Annotated in this window: 19 protein-coding genes; 7 read left to right on the plus strand and 12 right to left on the minus strand. The window is 74.0% G+C overall.

The genetic code is table 11. The features are described from left to right. Positions 1–29 precede the first annotated feature (29 nt). The 8 genes from K7787_RS18130 to K7787_RS18160 form a co-directional block, all read right to left on the minus strand. Positions 30–1,937, minus strand: coding sequence for a VgrG-related protein (locus K7787_RS18130; protein WP_223002172.1), 1,908 nt, complete (start codon positions 1,935–1,937; stop codon positions 30–32). Beyond that, positions 1,937–2,662 carry a CIS tube protein gene (locus K7787_RS18135; RefSeq protein ID WP_009190917.1) on the minus strand — a complete coding sequence of 242 codons (726 nt, stop codon included), beginning with the start codon at positions 2,660–2,662 and terminating at the stop codon, positions 1,937–1,939. The genes K7787_RS18130 and K7787_RS18135 overlap by 1 nt, the downstream gene beginning before the upstream one ends. Before the next feature lie 41 nt (positions 2,663–2,703). After that, positions 2,704–3,126: a phage tail protein gene (locus K7787_RS18140; RefSeq protein WP_009190918.1), complete on the minus strand. Its 423-nt coding sequence runs from the start codon at positions 3,124–3,126 to the stop codon at positions 2,704–2,706. Between the two features lie 137 nt (positions 3,127–3,263). After that, the gene (locus K7787_RS32135; RefSeq protein ID WP_019983127.1) at positions 3,264–3,386 is read right to left on the minus strand and encodes a hypothetical protein; all 123 of its coding nucleotides are present in this window, start codon (positions 3,384–3,386) and stop codon (positions 3,264–3,266) included. Between the two features lie 3,633 nt (positions 3,387–7,019). Then, positions 7,020–7,178 (minus strand): DUF6760 family protein, encoded by a 159-nt coding sequence (locus tag K7787_RS18145; RefSeq protein ID WP_019983125.1) that lies wholly within the window; start codon positions 7,176–7,178, stop codon positions 7,020–7,022. Next, a complete protein-coding gene (locus K7787_RS18150; RefSeq protein ID WP_164387430.1) occupies positions 7,175–7,672 on the minus strand; it encodes a hypothetical protein in 498 nt (165 codons plus the stop codon). Before K7787_RS18150 ends, K7787_RS18145 begins: the two co-directional genes overlap by 4 nt. Continuing rightward, positions 7,672–8,115, minus strand: coding sequence for a phage tail protein (locus K7787_RS18155; RefSeq protein ID WP_009190922.1), 444 nt, complete (start codon positions 8,113–8,115; stop codon positions 7,672–7,674). The genes K7787_RS18150 and K7787_RS18155 overlap by 1 nt, the downstream gene beginning before the upstream one ends. A gap of 55 nt (positions 8,116–8,170) precedes the next feature. Continuing rightward, the gene (locus K7787_RS18160; protein ID WP_164387431.1) at positions 8,171–9,790 is read right to left on the minus strand and encodes a phage tail sheath family protein; all 1,620 of its coding nucleotides are present in this window, start codon (positions 9,788–9,790) and stop codon (positions 8,171–8,173) included. A 275-nt stretch (positions 9,791–10,065) separates the two neighbouring features. Here K7787_RS18160 and K7787_RS18165 point away from each other — a divergent pair, with 275 nt between their 5' ends. From K7787_RS18165 to K7787_RS18175, 3 genes are all read left to right on the plus strand, one after another. Beyond that, positions 10,066–11,691 (plus strand): peptidoglycan-binding domain-containing protein, encoded by a 1,626-nt coding sequence (locus K7787_RS18165; RefSeq protein WP_223002174.1) that lies wholly within the window; start codon positions 10,066–10,068, stop codon positions 11,689–11,691. Between the two features lie 164 nt (positions 11,692–11,855). Next, entirely contained in the window at positions 11,856–13,319 is a 1,464-nt protein-coding gene (locus tag K7787_RS18170; RefSeq protein ID WP_223002176.1) for an RICIN domain-containing protein, read from the plus strand. Position 13,320: 1 nt separating this feature from the next. Next, positions 13,321–14,748 carry a ricin-type beta-trefoil lectin domain protein gene (locus K7787_RS18175; RefSeq protein WP_169435661.1) on the plus strand — a complete coding sequence of 476 codons (1,428 nt, stop codon included), beginning with the start codon at positions 13,321–13,323 and terminating at the stop codon, positions 14,746–14,748. A gap of 55 nt (positions 14,749–14,803) precedes the next feature. On the opposite strand, the gene K7787_RS18180 is transcribed toward K7787_RS18175, so the two are convergent. The 3 genes from K7787_RS18180 to K7787_RS18190 all read right to left on the minus strand — a co-directional run bounded on the left by K7787_RS18180 (position 14,804) and on the right by K7787_RS18190 (position 18,389). After that, on the minus strand, positions 14,804–16,849 hold the full coding sequence (locus tag K7787_RS18180) for an ATP-binding protein (protein WP_223002178.1): 2,046 nt from the start codon (positions 16,847–16,849) through the stop codon (positions 14,804–14,806). Beyond that, positions 16,846–17,544 carry a Pvc16 family protein gene (locus tag K7787_RS18185; protein WP_223002180.1) on the minus strand — a complete coding sequence of 233 codons (699 nt, stop codon included), beginning with the start codon at positions 17,542–17,544 and terminating at the stop codon, positions 16,846–16,848. The genes K7787_RS18180 and K7787_RS18185 overlap by 4 nt, the downstream gene beginning before the upstream one ends. Before the next feature lie 176 nt (positions 17,545–17,720). Beyond that, positions 17,721–18,389 (minus strand): helix-turn-helix transcriptional regulator, encoded by a 669-nt coding sequence (locus tag K7787_RS18190; protein WP_027758579.1) that lies wholly within the window; start codon positions 18,387–18,389, stop codon positions 17,721–17,723. Positions 18,390–18,758: 369 nt separating this feature from the next. Between K7787_RS18190 and K7787_RS18195 the strand changes: the two genes are divergently transcribed. From K7787_RS18195 to K7787_RS18210, 4 genes are all read left to right on the plus strand, one after another. After that, positions 18,759–22,172, plus strand: coding sequence for a helix-turn-helix transcriptional regulator (locus tag K7787_RS18195; RefSeq protein WP_223002182.1), 3,414 nt, complete (start codon positions 18,759–18,761; stop codon positions 22,170–22,172). A gap of 78 nt (positions 22,173–22,250) precedes the next feature. Next, the gene (locus K7787_RS18200; protein ID WP_043261360.1) at positions 22,251–22,775 is read left to right on the plus strand and encodes a hypothetical protein; all 525 of its coding nucleotides are present in this window, start codon (positions 22,251–22,253) and stop codon (positions 22,773–22,775) included. A gap of 129 nt (positions 22,776–22,904) precedes the next feature. Beyond that, positions 22,905–23,021 carry a tryptorubin family RiPP precursor gene (locus tag K7787_RS18205; RefSeq protein WP_223002184.1) on the plus strand — a complete coding sequence of 39 codons (117 nt, stop codon included), beginning with the start codon at positions 22,905–22,907 and terminating at the stop codon, positions 23,019–23,021. 224 nt (positions 23,022–23,245) lie between these two features. After that, positions 23,246–24,295, plus strand: a complete 1,050-nt coding sequence (locus K7787_RS18210) for a cytochrome P450 (protein ID WP_223002186.1) — start codon at positions 23,246–23,248, stop codon at positions 24,293–24,295. 143 nt (positions 24,296–24,438) lie between these two features. Here the strand turns inward: K7787_RS18210 and K7787_RS18215 are convergent, their stop codons facing one another. Beyond that, on the minus strand, positions 24,439–25,122 hold the full coding sequence (locus K7787_RS18215) for a glycerophosphodiester phosphodiesterase (RefSeq protein WP_169435665.1): 684 nt from the start codon (positions 25,120–25,122) through the stop codon (positions 24,439–24,441). Positions 25,123–25,138: the final 16 nt, after the last annotated feature.

Raw genomic sequence — 25,138 nt, forward strand, 5'->3', positions numbered from 1 at the left:
ACGACAACTACTGCTGGAAAAAGGCTGGTTCACGGGATCACCATCGGCACCGGGATGGTGGTCACCCCGAACACGGGCGAGGCGACCAGCGTCGTCGGCGCCTTGATCGTCGTGTTGACGGCCGAGGTGATCTGCACCGTGCCCCCGCCGGTCACGTTGGCGATGCCGCCCGCCGTCAGGTTCAGCGCGCCCACGGTGTTCACACCTATCTCGCCCGCCGCCCGCACGTTCACCATGCTCGCGCTCTGGATGTTCAGCGGGCCGCCGCTCTTGAGGGTCAGGCTGCGCGCGGCGGTCAGCGAGAGATCGCCGCCCGCCTCCACCGACACCGACCGGGTGCCCTTGATCGTCACCGAGCCCTTGCTGTCCACCACGATCTCGGTGTTCGTCCGGTCCAGGCTGATCGTCAGCCGCTTGTCCCCGGACACCAGCCGCACACCCTGCTTGCGGCCCCCGGTCTTCTGGCTGAGCAGGTCCATGCGGTTGCCGTCCCGGTCGGAGACGGTGTGCCGGCTCGCCTTCTTGCGCACGGTGTCGTGCAACGGCACGTCACTGACCACCGTCGGCTTGTCCCGGCCGTTGTACAGCCCGCCGATGACGAACGGATGGTCCAGCGCGCCCCGGTCGAAGGCGACCAGCACCTCGTCGTTGACGTCCAGCGGGAAGATCCCGCCCCCGTCCAGGCCGCCCAGCTGCACGGTCCGCGTCCAGTCGCTGACATACGTGTCGTCCAGCCACGGGAACTGCAACCGCACCCGGCCCTGCTTCAGCGGATCGTTCACGTCCGTCACCAGCGCGTTGGCCACACTCGGCAGCCGCGGCGCGGTGTCCGAACCGCCCGAGGCCAGCCCGTACAGCGAGCGCCACTGCCGCCCGCTGACCGTCACCCACACCTCGTAGTGCTTGCCGTCGCCGAACACGTGCCGCACCGACGTCACCGTGTACTTGCCCTCGAACGGCACGCCGACATCCGCCAGCGCCACCGGAACTCCCGGCCGCAGCAGGGGATTTCCCCGCGCCACGACCTCCAGCTCGCCGAACGAGCCGGTCACGTCGTCGGCGAGCGCGTCGGCCGCGAACTTCACCTCGTTCTGCTTGTCGTAGGGCGTGCCCGTCTCCACCAGCTTCGCCGCCCCGAACTTCCCGGCCGCCGCGCCCGGCGTGGTGCCGATGGTGATGCCCGGGTTGGCGGTGGCCGGCGCGGTCGCCGTCAGCTTCTTCTTCGTCGTCACGTCCCAGCCGCGTGCCTCGACCTTCCCCACCTGGTCGGAGGCGGTGACCGCGGCCCGCAGCCGCAGGATGTCGTGCCCGGCCTGGAGCACGAACGGGCTCTTCTCGCCGTCGGTGCTCGGCGAGGGCGCCCCGGAGGCCGACTTCGGCTTCACGAACTGGAACTTGCCCTTCGCGTCCACCGACATGACCATCTCGTTCTCGTCGGCCAGCCGCGCCAGGAAGTCCCAGTCGGTCACATTGGACTGGCTGATGAACTCGTACACCGTCCGCGTCGACTCGATCTTCCCGACCGGCACCCCGTCCTGCGCGGCCAGCTTGCGCGCGATGTCGGACGCGCTCTGGTTGCGGTACGCCGCCACCCGCCGCCGGCGCAGCAGCCGGTGCCCGAGGTCGTAGCCGCGGACGACGGTGAAGCTGCCCGTGCCGTCGTAGTCGGCCTCCAGGCCCGTGACCTCGCCGGTCAGCAGCGGATCGCCGGACCCGTCGCCGTCGGCCACCGGCGCCAGCACCACCTTGGTCCCGAACGTGATGCCCAACTCGCCCAGCAGCAGTCGGTAGGGGTCGCGGAAGGTCAGCCGGAACGCCGCCGGCACCCCGACCCCCTGGTCGACATAGCTGTCCACCAGATCGGAGGCGTACTCGGGCGGCAGCTTGGCGCCCCCGATCCGCACATCGATGACATTGGAGAACGCGGACTGCACCATCAGCCACGCACCTCCTCGGCGGCCGGCATGATCAGCTCGGTGCCGGTCCGCAGCGACTGCGGGTCGTCGATGCCGTTGACCTCGGCGATGGCCCGCCAGGCGGCCGCGTTGCCGTACTCCCGCCAGGCCAGCGACTGCAGCGAGTCGCCCGCCACCACCCGGTGCACCCGCTGCGCGGTCAGCGCGCCCGACGTCGGGTTCTGCCCCTTGGTCCGGCTCGGGATCTCGTGCAACTGCATCCGGCAGGTCGCCCGGATCGGCACGCCCGTCGTCCCGAACAGCGTGTAACTGGCCTCCACCGAGCTGACGTACGCCGTGAAGCGCGCCGTGGAGAACGAACCCCACTGGAAGACCACCCACGGCGGCGACGGCTGCTTGGCCGCGATGCTCTGCGCCGTCACCTCGCAGCAGGCGAGCAGCGACTCCACCTTCTTCAGCACGGAGTTGCTCGTCGGATCGTCGGAGGAGTCCAGGAAGACCTCCAGGCTCATCTCACGCGGCTCCGCGCCCATGAACTCCGGGAGCGGGCCCTTGCGTTCGATCTGGGCCGGGGTGACCTTCCAGTTGGCGCGGCGGGTCATCGACAACTGCGCCGGGTTGAAGTCGAAGCCGAACGTCTTGATGATCCCGCCGGGCGTCCTGCTCTTGCCCTTGGGCGGCTGATGGATCGCGAGCGTGGCCCGCACCAGGCTCTTGCCCGCACCGCCCCTGCTGCCTTTCGCCATGTCTCCGTATCCCCTCAGTCCGCTCCGTCAGCTCCGTCAGCTCAGTCCGTGAACCCGTGGTGGGCGATCTCCAGCACCTCGGTCGCCACGGCCGGGCTCGCGGGGTCGAGCGTGGGGCCCGTCCAGCTCACCGGCAGCACGTCGATCAGCCCCCAGCGCGCCACCTCCGAGCCGTCCGCGCGCAGCGCCGCGATCTGCGCGGTGGGCCGCTTGATGCCGGTCTGCACGGACGAGATCCACTTGGCGACCTTGGCGGTGTCGGGGGTGAGCGGGCGGGTCAGCCGGATCGTGGAGAAGGTCACACGTGTCGGCAGATGCCAGACGAAGCCGTTGTTGCCGCCCTCCTGGCGGTGCTCGACCTCCACCTGGGACGACAGGCCCTCGCAGCCGTTGAAGTAGCCGAGGCTCTCGCCGTCGATGCTGAGGGTGAACCAGATGGTGGAGCCCGGGTCCTGGCGGGACATCGAGGAAGGGCCTTTCTTTCGGCCGCCGTCGTTCCTGGTGGGTGCGGGCGGTGGGCGGTTCGGTGTGGGTGCGGTGTGCCGTGTTCGGTGCGTGATGCGTGGTACGTGGCGTGCGGTGGTCGCGGGCCGGCGGGTGCTTAGCGGCGTGGATCGCGGAGCTTGCCGATCCGCTCGCGGTCCAGGCGCAGTTCGGTGCGGATCAGCCGGGTGACGCGGCCGATGATCCGGTGCACCAGCTCGTCGAGCTGGAAGTCGGTCAACTCCCTCGGGTCGAAACCGCCCGGGGGGATCTCCGCGTACTCGGGAGGCGCGCTCGCGGATGAGGGCGCGGGCGTTCCGGGGGGCGGAGGCGTGGTCGTGCCGGAAGCCCGGGGCGGCGGGGGTGGTGGGGGCGTGGTGGTGTGCGCGGTGGCCGTGTGGGTGGGCGGCGGTGCGGCCGGGGGGTGGTGCGGTGCGGGTTTGTCGAGTTTCGGGGCGCGCTGGACCACGGGAAGCGGTGCGGGCTGTTGCGCGGGGAGCGGCGTGGGGGTGGGTGTGTGCGGTACGGGCGGCGGGGTGGGGGAGGTGAGGCGGGCCACAGGGAGCGGGGCGAGGGGGGCGGTCGGAGGCGGAGTTGCCGGGGCGGCCGCCGTTCGTTGCACGGCGACGGGAGTGGACGCCCGGGGGAGGGCGGGGGCCGCCGGGGTGACGAGAGGGGCGACATCGGCCGGGACCGTGGGCAGCGGCGCACCGAGGGGGGAACGACGCCGGGCGGGAGCGGCGGCTTCGGGAGCGGCCTTGCGCTGAACGGGCAGCGGGGGTGCGTCGGCGGGTGCGGTGGGGGGCACGGCAGATGAAGTCGGCTGCGGGGCAGGGGCGTTCGGTACGGGGGTGCCGTGGCCGATCGACGGGGCGGCCGGGGCGGGAGCGGTGGGGCGCGTGGGCCGGGGGGCGGACTCCGGGGTGTGCGCTGTGCTGCGTTGGATCGACTGGCCCGGCTGGCCCGACTGGATTGGCTGGATCGGCTGACGCTGCGAAGGCGTTTCCGGAGTGACGTGCGGTGCGCTCGGGGAGGACGCCGACGAGGTGGGCTGTGTCGCCGGGCGGGGGGACTCTGAATCGCCCGGCGAAGGCTGCGGGGTGGGTCGTTCCGATGCCGCACGGACCGCCGGGGCGGTCGTCCGCTGGACGGGAGGGCCGGGCCGGCCGGACGCGTCCGGACCGGTGGCTTGTGCGGTCGGCTGGGGTTGCGGAGCGGCTGGTGCGGTCGGCCGGGGTTGCGGGGTAGCCGGGGTGATCGTTTGCGGCTGTGGGGCGGCCGGTGCCGTGGGCCGCGCGGACACCGGCGCGCCGAGCCCGAGACGCGGTGCGGGACGGTCGGCGCTGCGCTGGACGACCGGTGCGGCGGCGGGCGCGGGGCCGCTCGCGGGGGCCGCCGGGCGCGGGGCGGCGACCGCGGGGGTGGCGGTCGGCCGGAGGGATTCGGCGGTCGGAGCGGCCGAGGGCCTGGACTGCTCGGAGGCGGCGGGGGCCGCCGGACGCGCCACAGGTGCGGTGGTCGCAGGGCCGGTCACCGGTCGCTGTCCGGCGGTGAGGTCCGCCTGCGTCCGCTGTACGGGGAGATCGGCACCCGGCGTGGGCGCGGCCTGCGGCGAGGGGGCCGTCCGGGCCGGGCTCACCGGAGCGACAGCGGGCGTGGCCGGGGGAGCGGCCGGGGCCGGTGCGGTGCCGGACTTCGCCCGCTGTACGGGTGCGTCCGCAGCGGAAGTCTTCGGAGGGCGGGCCGAGTCGACCGTACGGGAAGGGTTCGTGGGAGCGGCCGGGGCGGGCGCGGACGGCGCCGTACCGGAAGGGGTGGCCGTGGGCCGGGCCGAGGCGCCGGACTCGGGGGCCGGGCCCGACGGAGTCGTACGGCCGCTCTCGCCCGCCGCCCGACGCTGTACGACGGGCCGGGACCCTTCGGCCTCCACACCCCTACTCGCGGCGGCGGGCGAACTCCCGGCACTCGACGCTCCCGAACGCCGGGGCGCGGAGCCCGCCGAACTGTCCGACGCACCCCCGCTCCGCCGCTCGGACGCCCCGGAGACTGGACCGGCACCCGAGCGCCGTACGGCACCGAGCGCGCCCTCGCCCGCCACGCGCCCGGAGGCGGGCGGCGTGGCCGCAGGCAGGAGCGGAGGCTCGGCGGAGGCCACCGAGCCGGACGACGGCGGCGGGACACTGTCCCCACCCACCGAACCCTCCGCACCCGCAGGGCCTACCGCACCCGCAGGACCTGCCGACCCCACCGACCTCTGGACGGACGGCACCGGACCGGCGCTCTCGCCTCCGGCGGACGCCGACTGCGCCTTCGGCCCACCGGGCGACAGCTCGGCCCGCTGCACCGCAGGCACGGCGCGGCCGTCGCTCTTCGCGGCGGGCGCGGGTGAACCACCCTCCGTGTCACCGGAGTTACGCGCGCTCGCCGTCCCGGGCGCGGCGGCGGCCGGGGACGCGGCCATACGCCGGGACACGGGAAGCACCCGGCCGTGCGTCCGAGTGAGCGATGCCGGAGGAGCCGCAGCCGCCGTTCCCGTGCGGACGGGGCTCACGCGCAGCCCGGAGGAGGGAGGGGTCGGCCGGACCGGCCAGGCGGCCGGCCCCTGAGACGACACCACCGGTACGACGGGCACGCCCGCCGCCGGGCTCGCCCCCGCAGGAGCCCCCGCAGCGGAAGCCCCCGCACCGGCAGCCGCACCCGAGCCGGCGGCCGAGGCAGCCGCCGACGGCACACCCGCCCCCACCGAGGACGAACCGCCCGACGACGAACTCACCGAAGACGAACCCACCGCAGCAGAGCCGGACGCACCGGAACGAGCGGACCCGCCACCCGCACCGACCGAGGCAGCCGCCCCACCGCCGGACGCGTCCGAGGCCGCCCTGGCGACGACACCCCCAGGACCAGCGGTGTCAACGGACCTGGCGACACCCCCGGAGGCAGAGGCGCCCGCCGTCCCGCCACCCGGAGCCGCACCTGCGGATGACCCGGCCGCAGCCGAAGGCCGGACAGCCCCCGCCGCGACCACCGGACGGACCACCCCGCCGGTCGCCCGCGTGAGGGATGCTCCCGAACCTCCGGACGGCCGTACGGCCCCACCTCCGCCCGACGGCGTACCCGACGCCGACGACACGGACGTACCCACCACGGGCGACACGGACATACCCGACGCCGATGTACCCGACGCCGACGTACCCGCCACGGGCGACACAGACGTACCGGCCACGGGCGACGCGGAAGTACTCACCCCCGGCGACGCGGACGTGCGCACCCCCGCCCCCGGCGTTCCCGACGCCGCGACTCCCCGAGGCGGAAGCCACCGCAGCGGCACGGCCGGCGCCCGCTGCACCACAGGACCCTGGCCAGCGGCGGACGGCAGCGATGCCGACGGCAGTGCCGCCGCCGGCTGTTCCAGCCCCGTCACCGGACGGCCCGGCAACGGCTGCTGTGCCGTGCCGCCGCCGAGCAGCGCGCTGGAGCGGCCGTCCAGGACGGCGTGCGAGGCCGTGCCCATGAAGGCCGGGTTCTGCCAGGTGGGCAGCCGTCCGCCGAACCCGCGGTCGGCGACCCCGGCCGGGCTCGGGGCGAGCGCCCGCTGGATCGGCGGCAGCGCGGACCAGGCCGCGGGCGCCACCGCACGGCCACCACCCGCCGCCACCTCCCCGCCGGAAGACCCCGCCCCCGAGGACGACACCTCACCACCGGAAGAAACCGCCCCCGCGGACGACACCTCACCGCCGGAAGACACCGGCCCCTCACCGCCACCGGAGGACACCGACCCCGAAGACACCTCAGCACCCCCGGAGGACACCGCCCCCGGGGACACCTCACCCCCGTCGTCCGCCCGTCCGCGGAACCGGTCCAGGAACCCCACCGCTCAGCCCTCCGCCCCGGCGCGCGTCACCAGGGACGCGATCTCGCCCGTGTAGCGGCGGCGGTCATGGTGTTCCAGGTCCAGGATCTCGTCCATGCTCCAGTGGAAGTGGTAGGCCACGTACGCGATCTCCTCGTGCAGCCGGTCGGTCGCGTACGTCACGATTCCCCCAGGCGGCTCCCGCCGAGTTCCACCTCGAAGGGCTCCGCGCAGTGCGGGCACCGCACGGCGGCGCGGGTGTGTCCCTCCGCGTTGATCTGGCGGTAGAAGTCCTGGAGGAACGCCAGGTCGGAGGCGAACATGTTCTCCACGATCCCGTCGTGGACCATGGGCAGCGTGCCCAGCCGGGTGATGACCCGGCCGAGCAGCACGACCGACAGATACGCCGGGTTCTCCTGCACCCGTACGTCCCGCAGCGGGACCAGCTCGTCCCGCGCGGTCGACAGCCGCATCGTCCCGTCCCGGTGCACGGCGCCCGACTCGTCGACGTACCCGCGCGGCAACTGGAAGGGGAACTCGGTGCGCAGCGCCTCCTGCTGGACCTGCTGGACCGGGAGCTGCTGCTGCGGGGCCTCCGCCGCCTCCGGTCCGGGCTCCGCCGCGTCCGGGCCGGCGTACGCGACGGCGCCGCCGGCCCTGGCAGCCGTACGCCGCATTACTCGATGACCAGTTCTTCGAACGTGATCGTCACGGTCTCGGTGAGGGCGGCGGCCTCGCCGGCCTTGACCGTGCTCGCGTCGATCTTGCTGCACCAGGCGTTGCGCAGGTGGTAGCGCTTCACCGGGTTGTTCTGGAAGTCCATCATGATGATGGAGGCGTTCTTGCGGGCCGTGGTCATCTGCCCGGTGATCGACTGGTTGATCCACTGGGTGAACGACGCCGACTGGGTCATGCCGCGCACCACCGTGCAGGTGCCGTTCTTCTTCACACCCGGCAGGTTCTTGACCACGTTCTGGCCGCCCGGGGTGTTCTGCTGGTAGGTGATGACGTCCTGCTCGATGCTGAGGCCGCTGACCTCGGCCAGGTACTCGACCATCACACCGTCGATCTGGAGGCCGAAATTGTGCGAGGTGAGGGCGTCACCCGGCTGGAGACTCATGAGTTCGCTGTCCTTCTAAGGGTGTTGAGGGCGACGGGCGGAGCGGCGCTTCGGCCTACTCCTCCAACTCGCCGCTGCCGCTGGAGAACTGGGCCAGCCGGAAGATCACGAACTCGGCCGGCTTGACCGGCGCGATGCCGATCTCGCAGACGACCCGGCCGACGTCCACGGACTCCGGCGGGTTGGTCTCCTCGTCGCACTTGACGTAGTACGCCTCTTCGGGGCGCTGCCCGAACAGGGCGCCGCTGCGCCACTCGTTGACCAGGAACGCCGAGATGTTCCGCCGGATCCGGGCCCACAGCGCGTGGTCGTTGGGCTCGAACACCACCCACTGGGTGCCGATCAGGATCGACTCCTCCAGGTAGTTGAAGTACCGGCGGATGTTCAGGTAGCGCCAGGCCGGGTCGGAGGAGAGGGTGCGGGCGCCCCAGACGCGGATGCCGCGGCCGGGGAAGGCGCGGATGCAGTTGACGCCGATCGGGTTGAGCAGGTCCTGCTCCCCGCGGGTGATCTGGGTCTCCAGGTCGACCGCGCCGCGCACGACCTCGTTGGCGGGCGCCTTGTGCACGCCGCGCTCGGCGTCGTTGCGGGCCCAGATGCCGGCGATGTGCCCGCTCGGCGGGATCATCCGGGTCTGGCCGCTGCTCGGGTCGAAGGACTTGATCCACGGGTAGTACAGGGCGGCGTACTTGGAGTCGTAGCCGGCCGTCTCCTGCCGCCAGACCCTGATCTGGCGGGCGTTGAGCCCCGGCGGCGGATCGATGACCGCGACCCGGTCGCCCATCAGCTCGCAGTGCGCGATCAGACCGAGCTGGACCGCCTTGACGGCCTCCAGGTCGATCGCGCCGCGCTGGTAGGCGGCCATCAGGTCGGGCACCGCGACCATCGACACCTCGTCGACGGCCTCCAGGCCGCCGAAGCCGGTGCGGTCCGCGCTGTCGCCCAGGTACTCGGCCGGGCCCGGGTGCGTGTCGCGCGCCGGGTCGGCGGCCGGCACCGCGGGGACGGGTGCCGGGGCGGCCACGGTCACCGTCTGGTTGTCCGGACGGGCCAGCTGCGCGGCCGGCGCCGTCTCGGTCACGGTGATGAGCTTGGACCGCTCCTTGACCTGGGTGACGACGTAGTTGCGGCCGCCCTTCTTCGCCGTGACGTCGAAGGTCTCCACCGCCTTGTCGCCGTCCTTGACGATCAGCCGGAACCGCTCCGCCGGGCCCTCGCCCTCCGGGTCGGCGACCTCCACGCTCAGCGAGCCGCCGCCGGGCGCGGAGGCGATGGCGGTCACCGCGAACGTGCCGAGCTGGGTCGGCTCGGCGGCCGGCAGCGCGGCCGGAGCGGCGGAAGAGCCCACCGCGGCAGGGGACTTGGCGGACCGCCCGTTCGACGCGTCCGCGTCCAGGGCCGCGCCCTCGGCGGTGCCGCCGACCCGCACCACATAGGCGGCGGTGCCGCCGTTCTGGAAGAACCCGTAGACCGAGTGCGCCAGGTAGTACCCGTCGGTGAACTCACCGAAGGACGCGACGTACTGGCTCCAGTTGGTCACCAGCGTCGGCTCGTTGAGCGGTCCGGCCGGGGCGAGCCCCACGAAGGCCGCCACCGAGGTACCCACTCCCTCGATCGGGCGAGAACCGCTGGCCACCTCCTCGACGTAGACGCCGGGCGACAGGTAGGAAGGCATGCTCCGCGCTCCTCGGGGTACGAGTCAGGATCCGGTCCACCCTCGCGCGCGAACGCGTCGGCCGAAACGTCCCGCGGTGCCGGGGCGGGGGCACTCCCGTTGCCCACAAGGGCAGTTCGCCGTGCGCCGACCTGGGGCGTGTGTGCGCGCCCGCCGGGCCCCGGCCCGCTGAGGACGGCAGGCCCCCGGCCGGGTCCGGACGGGGTGACCGATCGGGCAGCGGCTGTGCGCGCAAGACTCCTGACCAGGGCGGAACACGTTCGTAGCGTCGTCGCGTGAGCCTATGGACTTCCCTCGAACCCGCGTCCGCGACCGTGGACCCCGGCAGCAGTACGCGTGTGCGGCTGCGGTTGCGCAACACCGGTGACGTCGTGGACGAGTACCGTTTCGAGCCGGTCGGTGACATCGCGCCGTGGACGACGGTGGAGCCGCAGACGCTGCGGCTGTACCCGGGCACGACGGGCACGGTCGAGCTGACCTTCGCCCCGCCGCGCACCCCGGACGCCACCGCCGGTCCGAACCCCTACGCGGTGCGGATCACGCCCACCGAGCACCCGGAGGCGGTGACGGTCCCGGAGGGAAACCTGACGATCACCCCGTTCACGGAAGTGCGGGCGGAACTGGTTCCGCCGACGGTGAAGGGCCGTTTCCGCGGTCGGCCCCGCCTCGCGGTCGACAACTTGGGGAACACCAAGGTGACCGCCTCGGTGAGCGGCAGCGACAACGGTGACCAGTTGTCGTACGACCTTCATCCGAGCAATGTGCAGATCGAGCCGGGCCGGGCCGCGTTCGTGAAGGCCACCCTCAAGCCGCGGAAGATCATCTGGTTCGGCGCGAAGGAGCAGCGGCCGTACACCCTGTCCGTGCAGCGGTCGGGCGCGAACCCACTGCCCGTGGAGGGGACTTACCTCCAGCGCGGCTTCCTGCCCCGCTGGCTCGCCACCTTCCTCGGTGTCGGCCTGGCCCTCAGCCTCGCCTTCGTCATGTTCTGGATCGCCTACAAACCCAACGTGAGCAGCGCGGCCACCGAGAAACTGGCGGAGGCCGCGGCCACCGCGCTGCCGACCGCCATGCCCTCGGTCGGCGCGTTGCCCGCCGGCGGGGCGTCCCGGGGCGGCGGGGGCGACGCGACGGGCGGAGACGACGACGGAGCCGGCCTCGCGCCCCCGGCGGGCGGAGACGGCGACGGGCAGGCCGAGGGGGACACCGCCTCCGGCGGCTCGGAGGCGAAGGGAGGCGGCGGCGGAGCCCCGGCGGAGGCGAAGAAGGACGCGCCTCGCGGCCCGCTCCCCTTCCGGCCGGGTGACGGACCCAACCTGTTCGTGCAGTTCGCGCAGGTCAGGTTGGCCACCTTCCCGGCGGACTCCCCGTGCCGGCTCACCGACCACCACACCGTGGGCATGATGGACACGGCGACGGTCGAGGCCCTGAAGTGCTGGCAGCGGCAGGTCGACGGCATCTACGACGGCGTCATGGTCAAGACGGACGGGCTGGGCAACCTGGGCCGCTCCACCATGACCGCCCTGCTGATGGCCCACCTCGGCAAGAACACGGCCGACATCCAGCCCGGCGAGGACAACCCCAACGTGGTGTGGTTCAACAGCGTGCTGCTGTGGGCCACGTACGACCGGATCACCGACAACGTGGTCACCACGCAGAGCCTGTTCATCCGGTCGAACATGCAGTACCTCCAGGGCGTCAAGCCCCGCGCCCACGCGCCCGTCAACGACGCCCTGAAGGAGCGGGTCAAGCTCTACCAGCGGGCGATGGGCCTCCCGGTCACCGGGACGGTGGACGACGCCACGTACCGGCAGCTGCACGGCGGCAGGATCGTCTCCCAGGACCAGCCCGGCGAGGTGACCGCCGGCGACTACCCGCCGCTCCCGGCGACGGACCAGTAGCAACCGGCGCGGACCGCACGCGATCCGCGGTGTTCCCGTACGGCCCGGTCGGCGCCCATGGCGGCCGGCCGGGCCCGGGAGGGTTGCCGTTCCCTCCCCTTCGGGCAGCGATCGTGCCCCGGGGACTCCTGACGCGCCGAGGGGGCCGGTCGTAGCGTCGACCGGTGAGCCTTTGGACTTCCCTGGAGCCGGCGTCGGCGACCGTGGACCCCGGTGGCAGTACGCGTGTGCGGCTGCGGTTGCGCAACACCGGTGACGTGGTGGACGAGTACCGTTTTGAGCCGGTGGGTGACATCGCGCCGTGGACGACGGTGGAGCCGCAGACGCTGCGGTTGTACCCGGGCACGACGGGGACGGTCGAGCTGACGTTCGCCCCGCCCCGCACTCCGGACGCCACGGCTGGTCCGAATCCGTATGCGGTGCGGATCACGCCGACGGAGCATCCGGAGGCGGTGACGGTTCCGGAGGGGAACCTGACGATCACCCCGTTCACGGAGGTGCGGGCGGAGCTGGTGCCGCCGACGGTGAAGGGCCGTTTCCGGGGGCGTCCTCGTCTGGCGGTGGACAACTTGGGGAACACCAAGGTGACCGCGTCGGTGAGTGGCAGCGACAACGGTGATCAGTTGTCGTACGACCTTCATCCGAGCAATGTGCAGATCGAGCCGGGCCGGGCGGCGTTCGTGAAGGCGACGCTGAAGCCGCGGAAGATCATCTGGTTCGGGGCGAAGGAGCAGCGCCCCTACACGCTGTCCGTGCAGCGTTCGGGCGCGAACCCGCTGCCCGTTGAGGGGACTTACCTCCAGCGCGGCTTCCTGCCCCGCTGGCTCGCCACCTTCTTCGGAGTCTTCCTCGCCCTCGGCATCACCTTCACGATGCTGTGGATCGCCTACAAGCCCAACGTCAGCAGCGGCGCCACCGAGAAGCTCGCCGAGGCCGGCAGCACACTCGCGCCGTCCCCCTCGGCCTCCCCGGTCCTGCCCGCCCCACCGTCCCCTTCCCCAGCGGAGCGTTCGCCCGAGGCGCCGGCCGGAGGTGACGGCGACGGCAAGGGCGACGGCGGCTCCGGCGGTGACGGCGGCAGCGGCGGCAGCGGCGGCTCGGGCGGCGCACCAAAGAAGGAGAAGCCCAAACCGGTCGTGCCCGCCTCGAACGTCGTGCTGCGCAACACCACGACCAAGAAGTGCGCGGACATCCCGGGCTACGACAAGGGCACCAAGGCCGGGCCCGTGCGCGAGTACACGTGTGACGGCACCTCGCACGACAACCAGCTGTGGGACCTGGAGGTGACGGACCCGAAGGGCGGTCCCGGCGGTGCGCCCCTCTTCCTGATCCGCAACGTCAAGGACCGGTTCTGCATGGACCTCGCCAATTACGGTGCGGCGCCCCTGCGCTCACCGATCGCCGAGTACACCTGCGACGGCACCACCGCCGACAACCAGCTGTGGTGGGCCGAGAAGCAGCCGAGCGGCGCCTACTGGATCCGCAACTTCGCCAGCGACAACAAGTGCCTGGACGTGTCGGGCTACAGCACGGGCGGCAACGACACCCCGCTCACGATCTTCGACTGCTCCAACACCGACGACCAGGAGTGGCTGATCATTCCCCAGACGTCCCCGGCGGGTGAGTGACATGTCCGGCCTGTGGACCTCTCTGGAGCCGGCGTCGGCGACCGTGGACCCCGGTGGCAGTACGCGTGTGCGGCTGCGGTTGCGCAACACCGGTGACGTGGTGGACGAGTACCGTTTTGAGCCGGTGGGTGACATCGCGCCGTGGACGACGGTGGAGCCGCAGACGCTGCGGTTGTACCCGGGCACGACGGGGACGGTCGAGCTGACGTTCGCGCCACCCCGCACTCCGGACGCCACGGCCGGTCCGAATCCGTATGCGGTGCGGATCACGCCGACGGAGCATCCGGAGGCGGTGACGGTTCCGGAGGGGAACCTGACGATCACCCCCTTCACGGAGGTGCGGGCGGAGCTGGTGCCGCCGACGGTGAAGGGCCGTTTCCGGGGTCGGCCCCGTCTCGCCGTGGACAACTTGGGGAACACCAAGGTGACCGCGTCGGTGAGTGGCAGCGACAACGGTGATCAGTTGTCGTACGACCTCCACCCGAGCAATGTGCAGATCGAGCCGGGCCGGGCCGCCTTCGTGAAGGCCACCCTCAAGCCGCGGAAGATCATCTGGTTCGGGTCGAAGGAGCAGCGCCCCTACACGCTGTCCGTGCAGCGGTCGGGCGCAAATCCGCTGCCCGTGGAGGGGACTTACCTCCAGCGCGGCTTCCTGCCCCGCTGGCTCGCCACCTTCTTCGGAGTCTTCCTCGCCCTCGGCATCACCTTCACGATGCTGTGGATCGCCTACAAGCCCAACGTCTCCAGCGGCGCCACCGAGCGGGTGGCCGCCGCCGGCAGTACGCTCGCGCCCTCCGCGGAGCCGAGCCGGCCGCTGGTCTCCGCGCCTCCGGAGCAGCCCAAGGAGCCCACTCCGGCACCGGCCGGGGGCGGGGAGTCGGAGAAGCCGAGCGGTGGGGGAGACACCGGGGCCCCGCCGCCGCACACCTCCGGTTCCTCCGGCGGGTCCGGCGGGTCCGGTGGTTCGGGCACGTCCGGTGGTTCGGGCGGCGGTGGCTCCCCCGCCAAGCCGAAGCCCAAACCCGCTGAGGCCGCAGGCCAGTTGATCATCGGACAGGGATCGAACCGCTGCGTCGACGTCACCGGCGGTGAGGACGGCGTGGGCCGCGACGGCACCCGGCTCCAGATCCGGGACTGCAAGCGCACCCCCAACCAGAAGTGGCAGTTCCTGGGCGACGGCACGGTGCGCTCGCTCGGTATGTGCATGGACGTGGCGTGGGGGTCCAAGGACGACGGGGCGGCGATCCAGCTCGCCCGGTGCAGCGGCAACCCGGCGCAGACGTTCGTGCTGAGCACCCAGGGCGACCTGGTGAACCCGCAGGCGAACAAGTGCGTGGACGCGGTGGACAACGGCACCGGCAACGGGACCAAGCTCCAGCTGTGGACGTGCGCCGGAACCCCCAACCAGAAGTGGCGGGTCCAGGACTGACCGCGCGGCGGCACCGACCACGCGGCGGCAGCGGGGCCGGTGACCGGCCCCGCGGCTACCAGGAGCCGTCCCCCGGCAGCAGCCGCCCCGCCTTGCGGTACTCGCGGCGGGCGCCCTCCAGCAGATCGGCCGCGGTGACCGTGCCGCCGCGGCCGGCGGCGAGGTACGCGGCGGTCACCACGGCGCTGCGGATGGAACCGCCGGCCAGCTCGAAGTCGGCGGACAGCGCGCCGAGTTCGATGCCGTCCCCGCACGGCACGTGGGACAGGCTGTGCCGCCACAGGGCCAGCCGCTGCCCGGCGTCGGGGAACGGGAAGTCGACGACCAGGTCGAGCCGCCGGGTGAACGCCTCGTCGATGTTGGCGCGCAGGTTCGTGGTGAGCAGGGCGATGCCGTCGAAGGACTCCAGCCGCTGGAGCAGATAGGCGCTCTCCATGTTGGCGTACCGGTCGTGCGAGTCCTTCACCTCCGAGCGCTTGCCGAACACGGCGTCGGCCTCGTCGAAGAGCAGCACGGCGTCGGTGCGGTCGGCCTCGGTGAAGATCCGCTCCAGGTTCTTCTCGGTCTCGCCGACGTATTTGTCGACCACCGAGGACAACTGGACGACGTAGAGGTCCAGGCCGAGTTCGGCGGCGACGACCTCCGCCGAGAGCGTCTTGCCGGTGCCGGACTCGCCGGCGAACAGACCGAGCACGCCCCGGCCCCGGCCGCCGCCCGCGCTGAGCCGCCAGTCGCCGAGGACGCGGTCGCGGTGGCGGGCGCGCAGCGCGAGTTCCCGCAGCTGGGTCAGGGGCCGTTCGGGCAGGACCAGGTCGGTCCAGTCGACGGCGGGGCGGATCCGGCGGGCGTGCTGCTCCAGGCCGGAGGCGGACTGCCGGCGGGCGGCGGCGCGCAGATGCGCCGCGGTCAGCTCGGCGCCCTCGAAGGCGGCGAGGTCCCGCGCGGCGCGGGCGGCCCGGGTGACCCGCTCGTCGGGCAGGTGGTACGGCGCGACGGTGGCGGCCAGGTCGAAGCCGGGCTCCGCCCCGAGGACGGCCGCCCAGGCGAGCACCGCGCCCGTGCCGCGCCGGGGCGCCTCCAGCACCAGCGGGTCGCCGGCCCCGTGGTCGCACCACTGGGGGTCGTACGGCCGGGTGCCGGTGATCAGCACGGGCACGCCGGAGGCCGCCAACTCCCGTACCAGGGAGCCCGGTTCCTCGGGCAGCGTGGCGAGGACGATCGCGGCGCCGCTCAGCCGGGCCTCGCGCAGCAGGTCGGGCACCCGGTCCTCGGGTCCGGCGAAGTGCAGGGCCGGGAGCCCGGCGGTGCGCAGGGCGGAGGCGGCGCAGGAGAGTCCGTCGCCCTCGCGGCTCTCGCGCAGATAGGCGGTGAGCGGGGGAGCGGCGGTGAGCCGGGCGGCCAGCAGATCGGTGAAGCGGGCGAACTCGTCGTCGGAGCCGTCCGTCTGAGGCGGTTCCGGCAGCGGGCGCAGATGCGCGGCGAGCGCGGGATCGGGGGTGTCGTCGCCGAGCAGATGCGCCACGACCCGGTCCGGTACGCGCAACGACCGGCTCAGCAGGGGACGTTCGGGCTCCTCCACGATGAGCAGCCCGAGCGAGACCAGCGGGGCCGTGGGGTGCAGCCGGGCCCGGGCGGTCGCCGAGTGGACGGGGATGCCGCACAGGTCCAGGGCGAGGGCCACGGTGGCCCGCCGCCGGCTCACGTCGTCGTTCAGATAGCCGTACAACTGCTCGAAGGCGCGGTCGAGGTCGGGGGCGAGGGCGATGACGAGGAGCGCGGCGTCCAGCTCGGTCAGACCGAGCCGCGCGCACAGTCTGGCCACCGGGTCCTGCGCGGGCGCGGGGGCGGCGGTCAGGTCATCGGGCGCCGCGCCGGGCGCGGGCTCCGCCGGGCGCAGCAGCCGGCGTACCGCGTCCTCCGACAGATACAGGCCGCGCAGCGGATCGCCGGCCGTGGGATCGCCCGCCGAGCGCTCCTCGACCAGCCCGGCGACCCGCCCGCGCAGCTCGGCGAGGCGGGTGAGCAGCGCGTCGGCGTCGCCGGGTTCGGGCGCCGGGACACCGGGGGCGGTGCGGTGCGCGGGGGTGGTCGGTGCGGTCACGGCGCGATGCCCGTTCCGTCCGCGCCGCGGGACCGGCGGGCCGCCGAGCGGGCTTCGCGCACCGCCGCCACCTGCGGGGGCCGGTGGGCGCGCTCCTCCGGCTCGGCCGCGTCGGCGTCGCCGTCGAGGCGGCGGACGCGGACCACCGCGCCCTCGGTGACGGGCGGGCCGGCGTCGTAGTCGGGGTAGGCGGGGAAGGGCACGGTGGTCACCAGGTCCAGGGACGGCTTGAGTTCGCCGCCGAGCGCGGACCAGATCTCGGCCAGCGACCGGGACTCCGTCTGGCTGCCGGCCACCGACAGCGGCACGGCCATGCCCAAGGCGCCCAGGGCGCCCGGGAGTTCCGAGGGGGCGAGCAGTTCGCGCGGCAGCAGGGTGGCCAACACCGCCGACAGGAGCCGGTGTTCGTCCTGCGGCTGCCGGGTCCACGCCGTCACCAGGTACGACAGCCGGAACCAGCGCGGCGGACGGCGCCGTTTCACGACCACGTCCCGTTCGTCCATCACGGGCAGCTGGCCGCGCTGGCGGCGGGCCACGTCCTCCCGGATGTCGTAGAGGTAGGCGTTGATCGTCGGCGCGTTGCGCCGGGCGGCCCAGTCGCGGGTCGGGGCGTCGAAGGCGACGTCGATGCCGGAACCGGCCAACGCCCCGCCCTCCAGCAGGGACTTGAGGACCTCGTCCACCTCGTGGATCACCGTCGCGCTCCCGCCCTGCCGTGCTCTGTGCCGCCGTCCGTCCGGCCGTGCTCTGTCCGCCGGTCATCCGGCCGTGACCGATCCTGCCCCCGCCCCGGCCGGGTCCGCAGGCGTGCCGGGGACGGCGGCGGGGCACACCGCGCTGCCCTGAAGGCCATCCGGTGCTGCCCGTCGGCTCAGATGTAACCTTCCTTGAGGGCGTACGCCACGGCATGCGCACGGTTGCGCAGGTGCAGCCGGGTGGTGAGCCCGTGGATGACGTTCTTGACGGTGCGCTCGGAGTACGACAGCTTGCCCGCGATCTCCCCGGTGTCCAGCCCCTCGGCGACCAGCCGCAGCACGTCCACCTCGCGCGCCGTCAGCCCGGAGACCGGCACCCCGGCGACCCCGGCCGCGTTGCGGTGCAGCGTGCCCACCTGGTCGATGAGCCGGCCGAGCAGGTCGGCGGGCAGGTCGCCGTCGCCGCGCGCGGCGGCGAGCACCGCCTGCACCAGGCGGTGCGCGGTGGCCTCGTGCCGCCACACGATGGCGCCCACCCCGCACTCGATGACATCGAGCAGCCCGGCCTCCCGCAGCGAGCTGACCACGAGCACCGCTCGCGCGCCCTCGCCGCGCACCAGCCGGCGCAGCCGGGCCAGGGCGGCCTCGTCGAGCGTGTCGTCCACGAGCAGCGCCACCGTGCCCGGCCCGGAACCCGACTCCTCCCGGAGGTCTACTTCGGGATACCGGCGCAGTTGGCTGAGTACCCCCTCGCGCAGGATCGGGTCCGTGGCGTGCACTGCCACCGGGGTCCGGTCGGCAGGGCCGGCCGTACCGGGGCGGGTGGTGCCGGATGAGCTGAGCAAGCGTCTTCCCCCAAGTCCGCGGGTCCGTCGCCTGTGTGGGTTCGGTGACGGGCGTGCGTCCTCAGATTCCTGCGGTAGAAGGGGCTCGCACAATCGTGGAACACCACGAGGGGCACCACGAGAAGAGGCCCGAAGGACCACGAGGTTGCCCGCGAGGGCGGCTTCGCCGGCCCCGCGGTCGGCACCAGTGGGCCTTGTCACGGCACCGCGCGGTGGCCAGGGACGTCTCCGTGTACGGACGGTGTCGCGGCCGGGCGCGGCGGCGGCGTCCGGACCGCAGCGGAGCAACCGAGTGAACCACCGCGACAGCGGGCGTGTACAGGGGCGTGACAGATGTGCGAGCGAGCGTATGAACGGGGATGTGGGCCGGTGTCCGACGGGCCGTTCGACCAGCCGCGCGAACACCGGGAGGCCGTCGAGCTGATCGCGGCCCGCGCCGCCCGCGCCCGGGCCGGCAGCGGCGCCCTCGTGGTGCTGCGCGGGGCGACCGGCACCGGCCGCACCACCGTCCTGGAGGCCGCCGGACGCGCTGCCGAGGCGCACGGCATGCGGGTGCTGCGCGCCCGCTGCTCACCGGGCGACGCCGCGGTCCCGTTCGCCGCCGTCCGGCAACTGCTCGGCGCGCGGGACGACTTCGGTCAGGCGGCGGGGGAGCGGGAACAGGCCGAGGTGCTGCGGCGGGCGCTGCACGGACACGCCGCCGAGGGGCCGCTGCTGGTGGCCGTCGACGACGTCCACCTCGCCGACGGCCCCTCCCACCGCTGGCTGGTGGAGACCGCCCGGCACCTGGACCGGCTGTCGCTGCCGATCCTGCTGGCCGTCACCGAACGCAGCCAGTACGACGTGGACGCGCCCCGCCCCGGCTTCACGCACACCCTGTCGCCCGCCCTCGTGCACACCCGCACCCTGGCCCCGCTCACCGGCGACTCGGCGGCCGCACTGGTGCGCGCCCGCTTCCCGGCCGCGTCGCCGTCCTGGACCGAGGACTGCGTACGGGCCGGCGGGGGCAGCCCGCTGCTGCTGCGCGCCCTCCTGGACGACCTCGCCGCGCCGGACGGGCACCTGGCCGTGCCCGAGTCGACGGCCGCGCTGTACCCGGGCGCCTATCCGGCGGCCGTGTCGTGGTGGCTGGACAGCGCGGGCCCCGGCACGGCGGAGGTGGCCCGCTCGCTCGCCGTCCTGGACGAGGGATGGGACCGCGGGGAGCCGCTGCAGGGCAGCCCGGCCGCGGCTTTAGGGCCGGCGCCGCACCCGTACGGCACGCTCACGACCGAGGACCGCGGCCGACGCCGGCCGCCCGACCACGCGTTCGACGCCGGACGGTACGGCGAGGCCCCGGGGCCGTACGACGAGACGCCCGGCCCCTACGGCGGCCTGCCCGATCCGTACGGCGATGTATCAGGCCCCTACGGCGAGGCGCCCGGCCCGTACGGCGACGTCCTCGGCCCGTACGGCGACGCGCTGCCGGGACCGTACGGCGAAGTGCCGCCGCTGCCGGACCAGGCTCCCGCGTCCGGACTTCCGGACAGCGCCCCCGAGACCGCACCCCCGCACGGCACCTCCGAGTCCGCACTTCCGTCCTGCGCCCCCGAGACCGCACCCCCGCCCCACGCCCACCGACGCCCCGAGCCGCCCACCCGCACCACCTCGGACCGCACCACCCCGGACCCCACCACCTCGGACCCCACCACCCCGACCCGTACCGCCCCGACGCGCACCCCCGCGGGTCGGGACCGTCACGGCCGGGGTCCGGCCGCGCGCCGCACCGCCGGAGGCGACGGCGCGGCGCCCGCAGCCCTGCTCGCCGGACTCGCCGGGGCCGACCCCGCCCGGGTGGCGGGCTGGCTCACCGCCATGACCGGCCTCGGCCTGCTGCGCAAGGACGCCGAGGGCCGCCCCCGCTACGCCCACCCGCTGCTGCGCGACGCAGTGCTCACCGGCGTGCCCGCGGCCCGGCGGCGCGCCGCGCACCGGGCGGTCGCCGAGGCGATGCTGCACCACGGCGCCCCCACCGACGCGGTGGCCGGGCAGCTCCTGTCGGCCGGCCCGGTGGGCGCCGCCTGGGCGGCGGAGGTGCTCCAGGCGGCCGCGGACCGCGCCCTGCGCGCGGAGCGCCCCCAGGACGCCATGGCGTTTCTGCGCAGGGCCCTGGACGAACCCCTCCCCGGTGGGCGCCGCCAGCGGCTGCTGACCGAACTCGGCTCGCTGGAGTGCGCCTGCCGGGACTCCGCCGCCGGGATCCCCCGGCTCACCGAGGCGCTGCGGCAGCCCGGCACGCCGCAGGACCGGGTGCGCGCGGCCGTCGCCCTGGGCACCGCGCTCGCCGGCGACGGCAGGGCCCGCGCGGCCGTGGAGGTGCTGGGTGTGGTGGACGGGCAGCTCGCCGACCGCCCCGAACTGGTCGGCGCGCTGCGCATCGCCTCCGCGCTGCTCTCCGACTGGGACTCGGCCCTGCGGCGCGATGTCTACGGTCTGCTGCGCGCCGCCGCCGCCCGCTCGCCCGAGCCGTCCGGACCGGCCGCCCGAGCGCTGCTCGTCCGGCACGCGGCCACCGCCGGACTCGTCTCGGCGCGGGACGCCATGCGGCAGGTGCGCGAACTGCTCGCCGAACCGGCCGACGCGCTGACCGAGCCGTTCCTGCTGGGCACCGCCGCCGCGGTGGCGCAGTGGGCCGACGAACTCGACGAGGCGGACCGGCTGGTGGACCGCGGCCTGGCCGGACAGCGGCCCGGCCTGCTGCACCCCATGCACCAGGCGCTGCTCAACACCCGGGCCGACATCGAGGCGGCCCGCGGCCGGTACGGGCTGCTGCCGGCCGAGCCGCCGGTCGTCTTCGCCGCCGGGCCGGGCAACACCCACGCCCACATCCTGCTCGCGCTCGTGGAGCAGGGCCGCACGGCCGAGGCGCGGCGGCTCGCGGACGCCTTCGACCTCGGGGCGGCGCCCGACTCCTTCGAGCTGAACCGGTTCCTGTACGCGCGGGGCGCGCAGCGCGCCGCCGAGGGCGATCACGCGGGCGCGTTGCACGACTTCCTGGAGTGCGGCCGCCGCCAGGCCGCCCGCGAGGTGGTCAGCCCGGTCGTCACGCCGTGGCGTACGGCCGCCGCCGAGTGCCGCCTCGCGCTGGGCGGGCCGCGCGAGGCGCTGGCCCTGGCCGAGGAGGAACTGCGGCTGGCCCGGGTGTGGGACACCCCGCGCACGGTGGGCCGCGCCCTGCGGGTGCTGGCCGCCGCCACGGGCGGCCGGCACGGCCTCGAACTGGCCGGTGAATCCGTACGGTTGCTGCGGGACGCGCCGTCCGGCGCGGAACCGGAGCTGGTGGCCGCGCTGCTCGGCCAGGGCCGGCAGCTGTCCGCCGCCGGGCAGCGCACCCGGGCCAGGGAGTTCCTGCGGGAGGCCGCGGAGCGCGCCGAACGCCTGGGCGCCGTACGGCTGCGCGTCTCGGCGGAGGAGGCGCTGCGCGCGGTCGGCGCCCGCAGTCCCGGCACCGCACGCACCGGCTCGGCCGCCCTCACCGGCAGCGAGCGGCGCATCGCCGAGCTGGCCGCCGACGGCCGTACGAACACCGAGATCGCGGACTCGCTGCATCTGGCCCGCCGGACCGTGGAGACCCATCTCACCAGCGCCTACAAGAAGTTGGGCATCCGGCGGCGCGGCGAACTGCGTGACGCGCTCGGCCCGGACCGGACCGGCGGCCGGGACCACCACGGACACGCCGGTCACCCCGGTCACCCCGGTCCCTCCGCCGCCGACCGCTGCCGGGGCCTGTCCGCCCAGCCCTGAACACGAGCCGTGCGCTCGTCTCCCGCGATCCACGCCCCCCACTTTTGAACACGTTCAAGTCTGGCGTACGCTCCTGCCATGAGCGACAGAGCCGCCCTGCTCAAGGGCATCCGCGCCTGGCTGGTTCTCTTCGTCGTCTGCCTGGTGCTCAGCGGCGCCACCGCCTTCCCGCTGGTCCACGAACTGCACTGGACCGAGAGCCTGTTGAAGTCGCTGTCCGTGCCCGAGCACCTGCCCGCGCTGACGGACTGGATCGAGCGGGTACGGCACGGGCTCGACACCGCCGACGCCGACTACCCGTTCCTGCTGTACGGCACCGACTGGCTGGCCTTCGCCCACCTGGTCATCGCCGTCGCCTTCTACGGCCCGTACCGGGACCCGGTGCGCAACATCTGGGTCGTGGAGTTCGGCATGATCGCCTGCGTGGGCATCGTGCCGCTCGCCCTGATCTGCGGGCCGGTCCGCGGCATCCCCTTCTGGTGGTCGGTGATCGACATGTCCTTCGGGGTGTTCGGCATCGTTCCCCTCTACGTCGTACGGCGCCGGATCAAGCGGCTGGAGGCGCTGACCGCGCCCAATGCCACGGCGGCAGCGGCCACTTGAGGGCGGCCGACGCGATCAGGGGGTCGGCGGCGCCGGTCTGACCAGGGCGTTGATTAACCGTTCAGCGGCGTGGGCAAGGCTCAACGAGCCACCGCACGTGATCTTCACGGGTCGTCCCCGGAAGGACACGTGTCCCACAGACCGCCCCCGGAAGGAGGTGCCGCGATGAAGCTTCTCTTCGCCGTCCGCAACAAGGTCACCGCTCGCAAGAGCCTGAAGGCCAGCGCCTGGTACATCTGGTACTGATCCGGCGCACCCGCCCCCGCCGAGCGGCCGGAAGGACATCGTCGTCCGGCGCGTGTCCTGTGCGCACGTGCCGAAGGACCGCGGTCCGCCGCCCGGCGGGGGTCGTCCACCGGCGACCGGCGACCGGCGGCCGTCCGTCCGCCCGTCCGCCCGTCCCGCGACGGCCCTTCCACGGCCCGCCACGGCCAGTCCCGCGCCGGCTCCCACCGCCCCCGGAGACCCGTATGACCCTGTCGTCCGTGCCGCGCACGCGCACCACCGTGTTCGCCCCGCGGCTGGCCGCCCTGCTGAGGGACCACCTCGGCCAGGACGTGTTCCGGCTCGAACCCGACACCATCGGGGTCGCCGGACCCGAGGCCGCCGACCGGATCCTGGCCGCCCGGCGCGCCACGGAGACCGAACGGCCCACCTTCAAGCCGCTGCACGGCCGGTCCATCTCGCGCACCGAGGCCTCGGCGGTGACCCGGACCATCGGCGGCGACGTCCGCGACGCCCTCGCCCGGCCCCGGCCGAAGGACGTGGACCTGTCCGGCCCCTGGCCGCTGACCGGGCACCTCTTCCTGCGCGACCTGATCCTCGGCCAGGACCCGTACCGGCTGCGGATGCTGATGAGCCGCAACCTCGAACTGACGACCCTGCTCACCTGGTCGGTGATCGGCGTCGGCGCCGCCCTGCCCGGCTGGCCCCGCCCCGGCGGCGGCCGGCTCACCGCGCTCGGGGAACGGGCCGCGGGCGCGGTCGGCTACCAGGAGCGCCGGTACGCCATGGGCATGTACCGCAGGGCCGCCGCCCCGGTGTGCTTCACCATCTCCACCCTGGTGGCCAACGCCCTGTGGCTCGGCGCGCCCTTCGCCGACGGCACGCCCAACCGCCACATCATCCACGAGTCCCTGCGCCTGCTGCCGCCGTCGTGGAACATCCTGCGCAACGCCTCCCCGGAGTACCCGGCCGTGGACGCCAGGATCGGCGCGGACGACGACGTACTGGTACTGCCGCTGCTCTCCCACCGCGACCCGGCCCTGTGGGAGGAACCCGACGCCTTCCGCCCCGAGCGCTGGGACACGCTCGACCCCGACACCGCCCCCGGCTACCTGCCCTTCGGCCACTCCTCCGAACGCTGCTGGGGCCGGCACATGGTCATCCCGCTCGCCGAACTCCTCCTCGGCCTGGTCCGGGAGTCGGGCCTCGTCGTGGACCCCGCCCAGCACACGGCCGAGGTGCCGCTGCTGGGACTGCTCGGGGTGGCGGACGTACGGCTGGTCAAGCCGGCCTGACAGCCGTGGGACTGGTCAAGCCGCCTGACAGCCGTGCGGCTGGTCAAGCCGGCCCGACGGCCGTGGGGCCGGGCGAGGCGGCCCAGGCGTACATACGGCGGCCGTCACGCCCGCGCGTGCGGCGCCCGCCGGACCGGCGCCGCTCAGCGCTCGCGCAGCGCGTGGAGCAGATCGACGCGATTGGTGGTGATCGAGTCGACGCCCGCCCGCAGCAGGCGGCGCTGGGAGCGGGCGGTGTCCGGCGTCCACACCGACACCAGCAGTCCGTCGCGGTGGACGCGGGCCGTGAGTTCCCGGTCGACCAGACCGAACCGGTAGTTCAGCCAGCGGGGCCGCACCGCCGCCAGCAGCGCGGCCCGCGGCGGTGCGAGCGAGGTCCAGGTCAGGGCGATCTCGGCGGCCGGATCGGCCGCGCGCACCGCGAGCATCGCCTCGGCGCCCGCGCAGTAGTACACGCGGTCCTCGGCCCCGCAGGCGCGGATCACGTCCATGATCGGCCGCACCGTCCGCACGTCCCGGACGCCCGGCAGGTCGACCATCACCCGGCTGTCCGCGGTCGCGGCGAGCGCGTCCGCGAGCGTGGGCACCCCGCCGCCCGTCAGGCCGCGCACCTCCTCGGCGGACAGCGAGCGCAGCGGCCGGTCGTGCCCCCACAGTCGCTTCAGCGAGTCGTCGTGCAGCAGCACGGGAACGCCGTCGCGGGTCAGCCGTACGTCGATCTCCACCGCGTCCGCGCCCCGGTCGAGCGCGGAGCGGAGGGAGACGATCGTGTTCTCACGGAGGCGGTAGGGGTCGCCGCGGTGCGCCACGGCGGTCACGGTCTGCATGGCCCCCATTGTGTCC

The sequence above is a fragment of the Streptomyces sennicomposti genome (genome assembly GCF_019890635.1).
Taxonomy (GTDB): Bacteria; Actinomycetota; Actinomycetes; order Streptomycetales; family Streptomycetaceae; genus Streptomyces; species Streptomyces sennicomposti.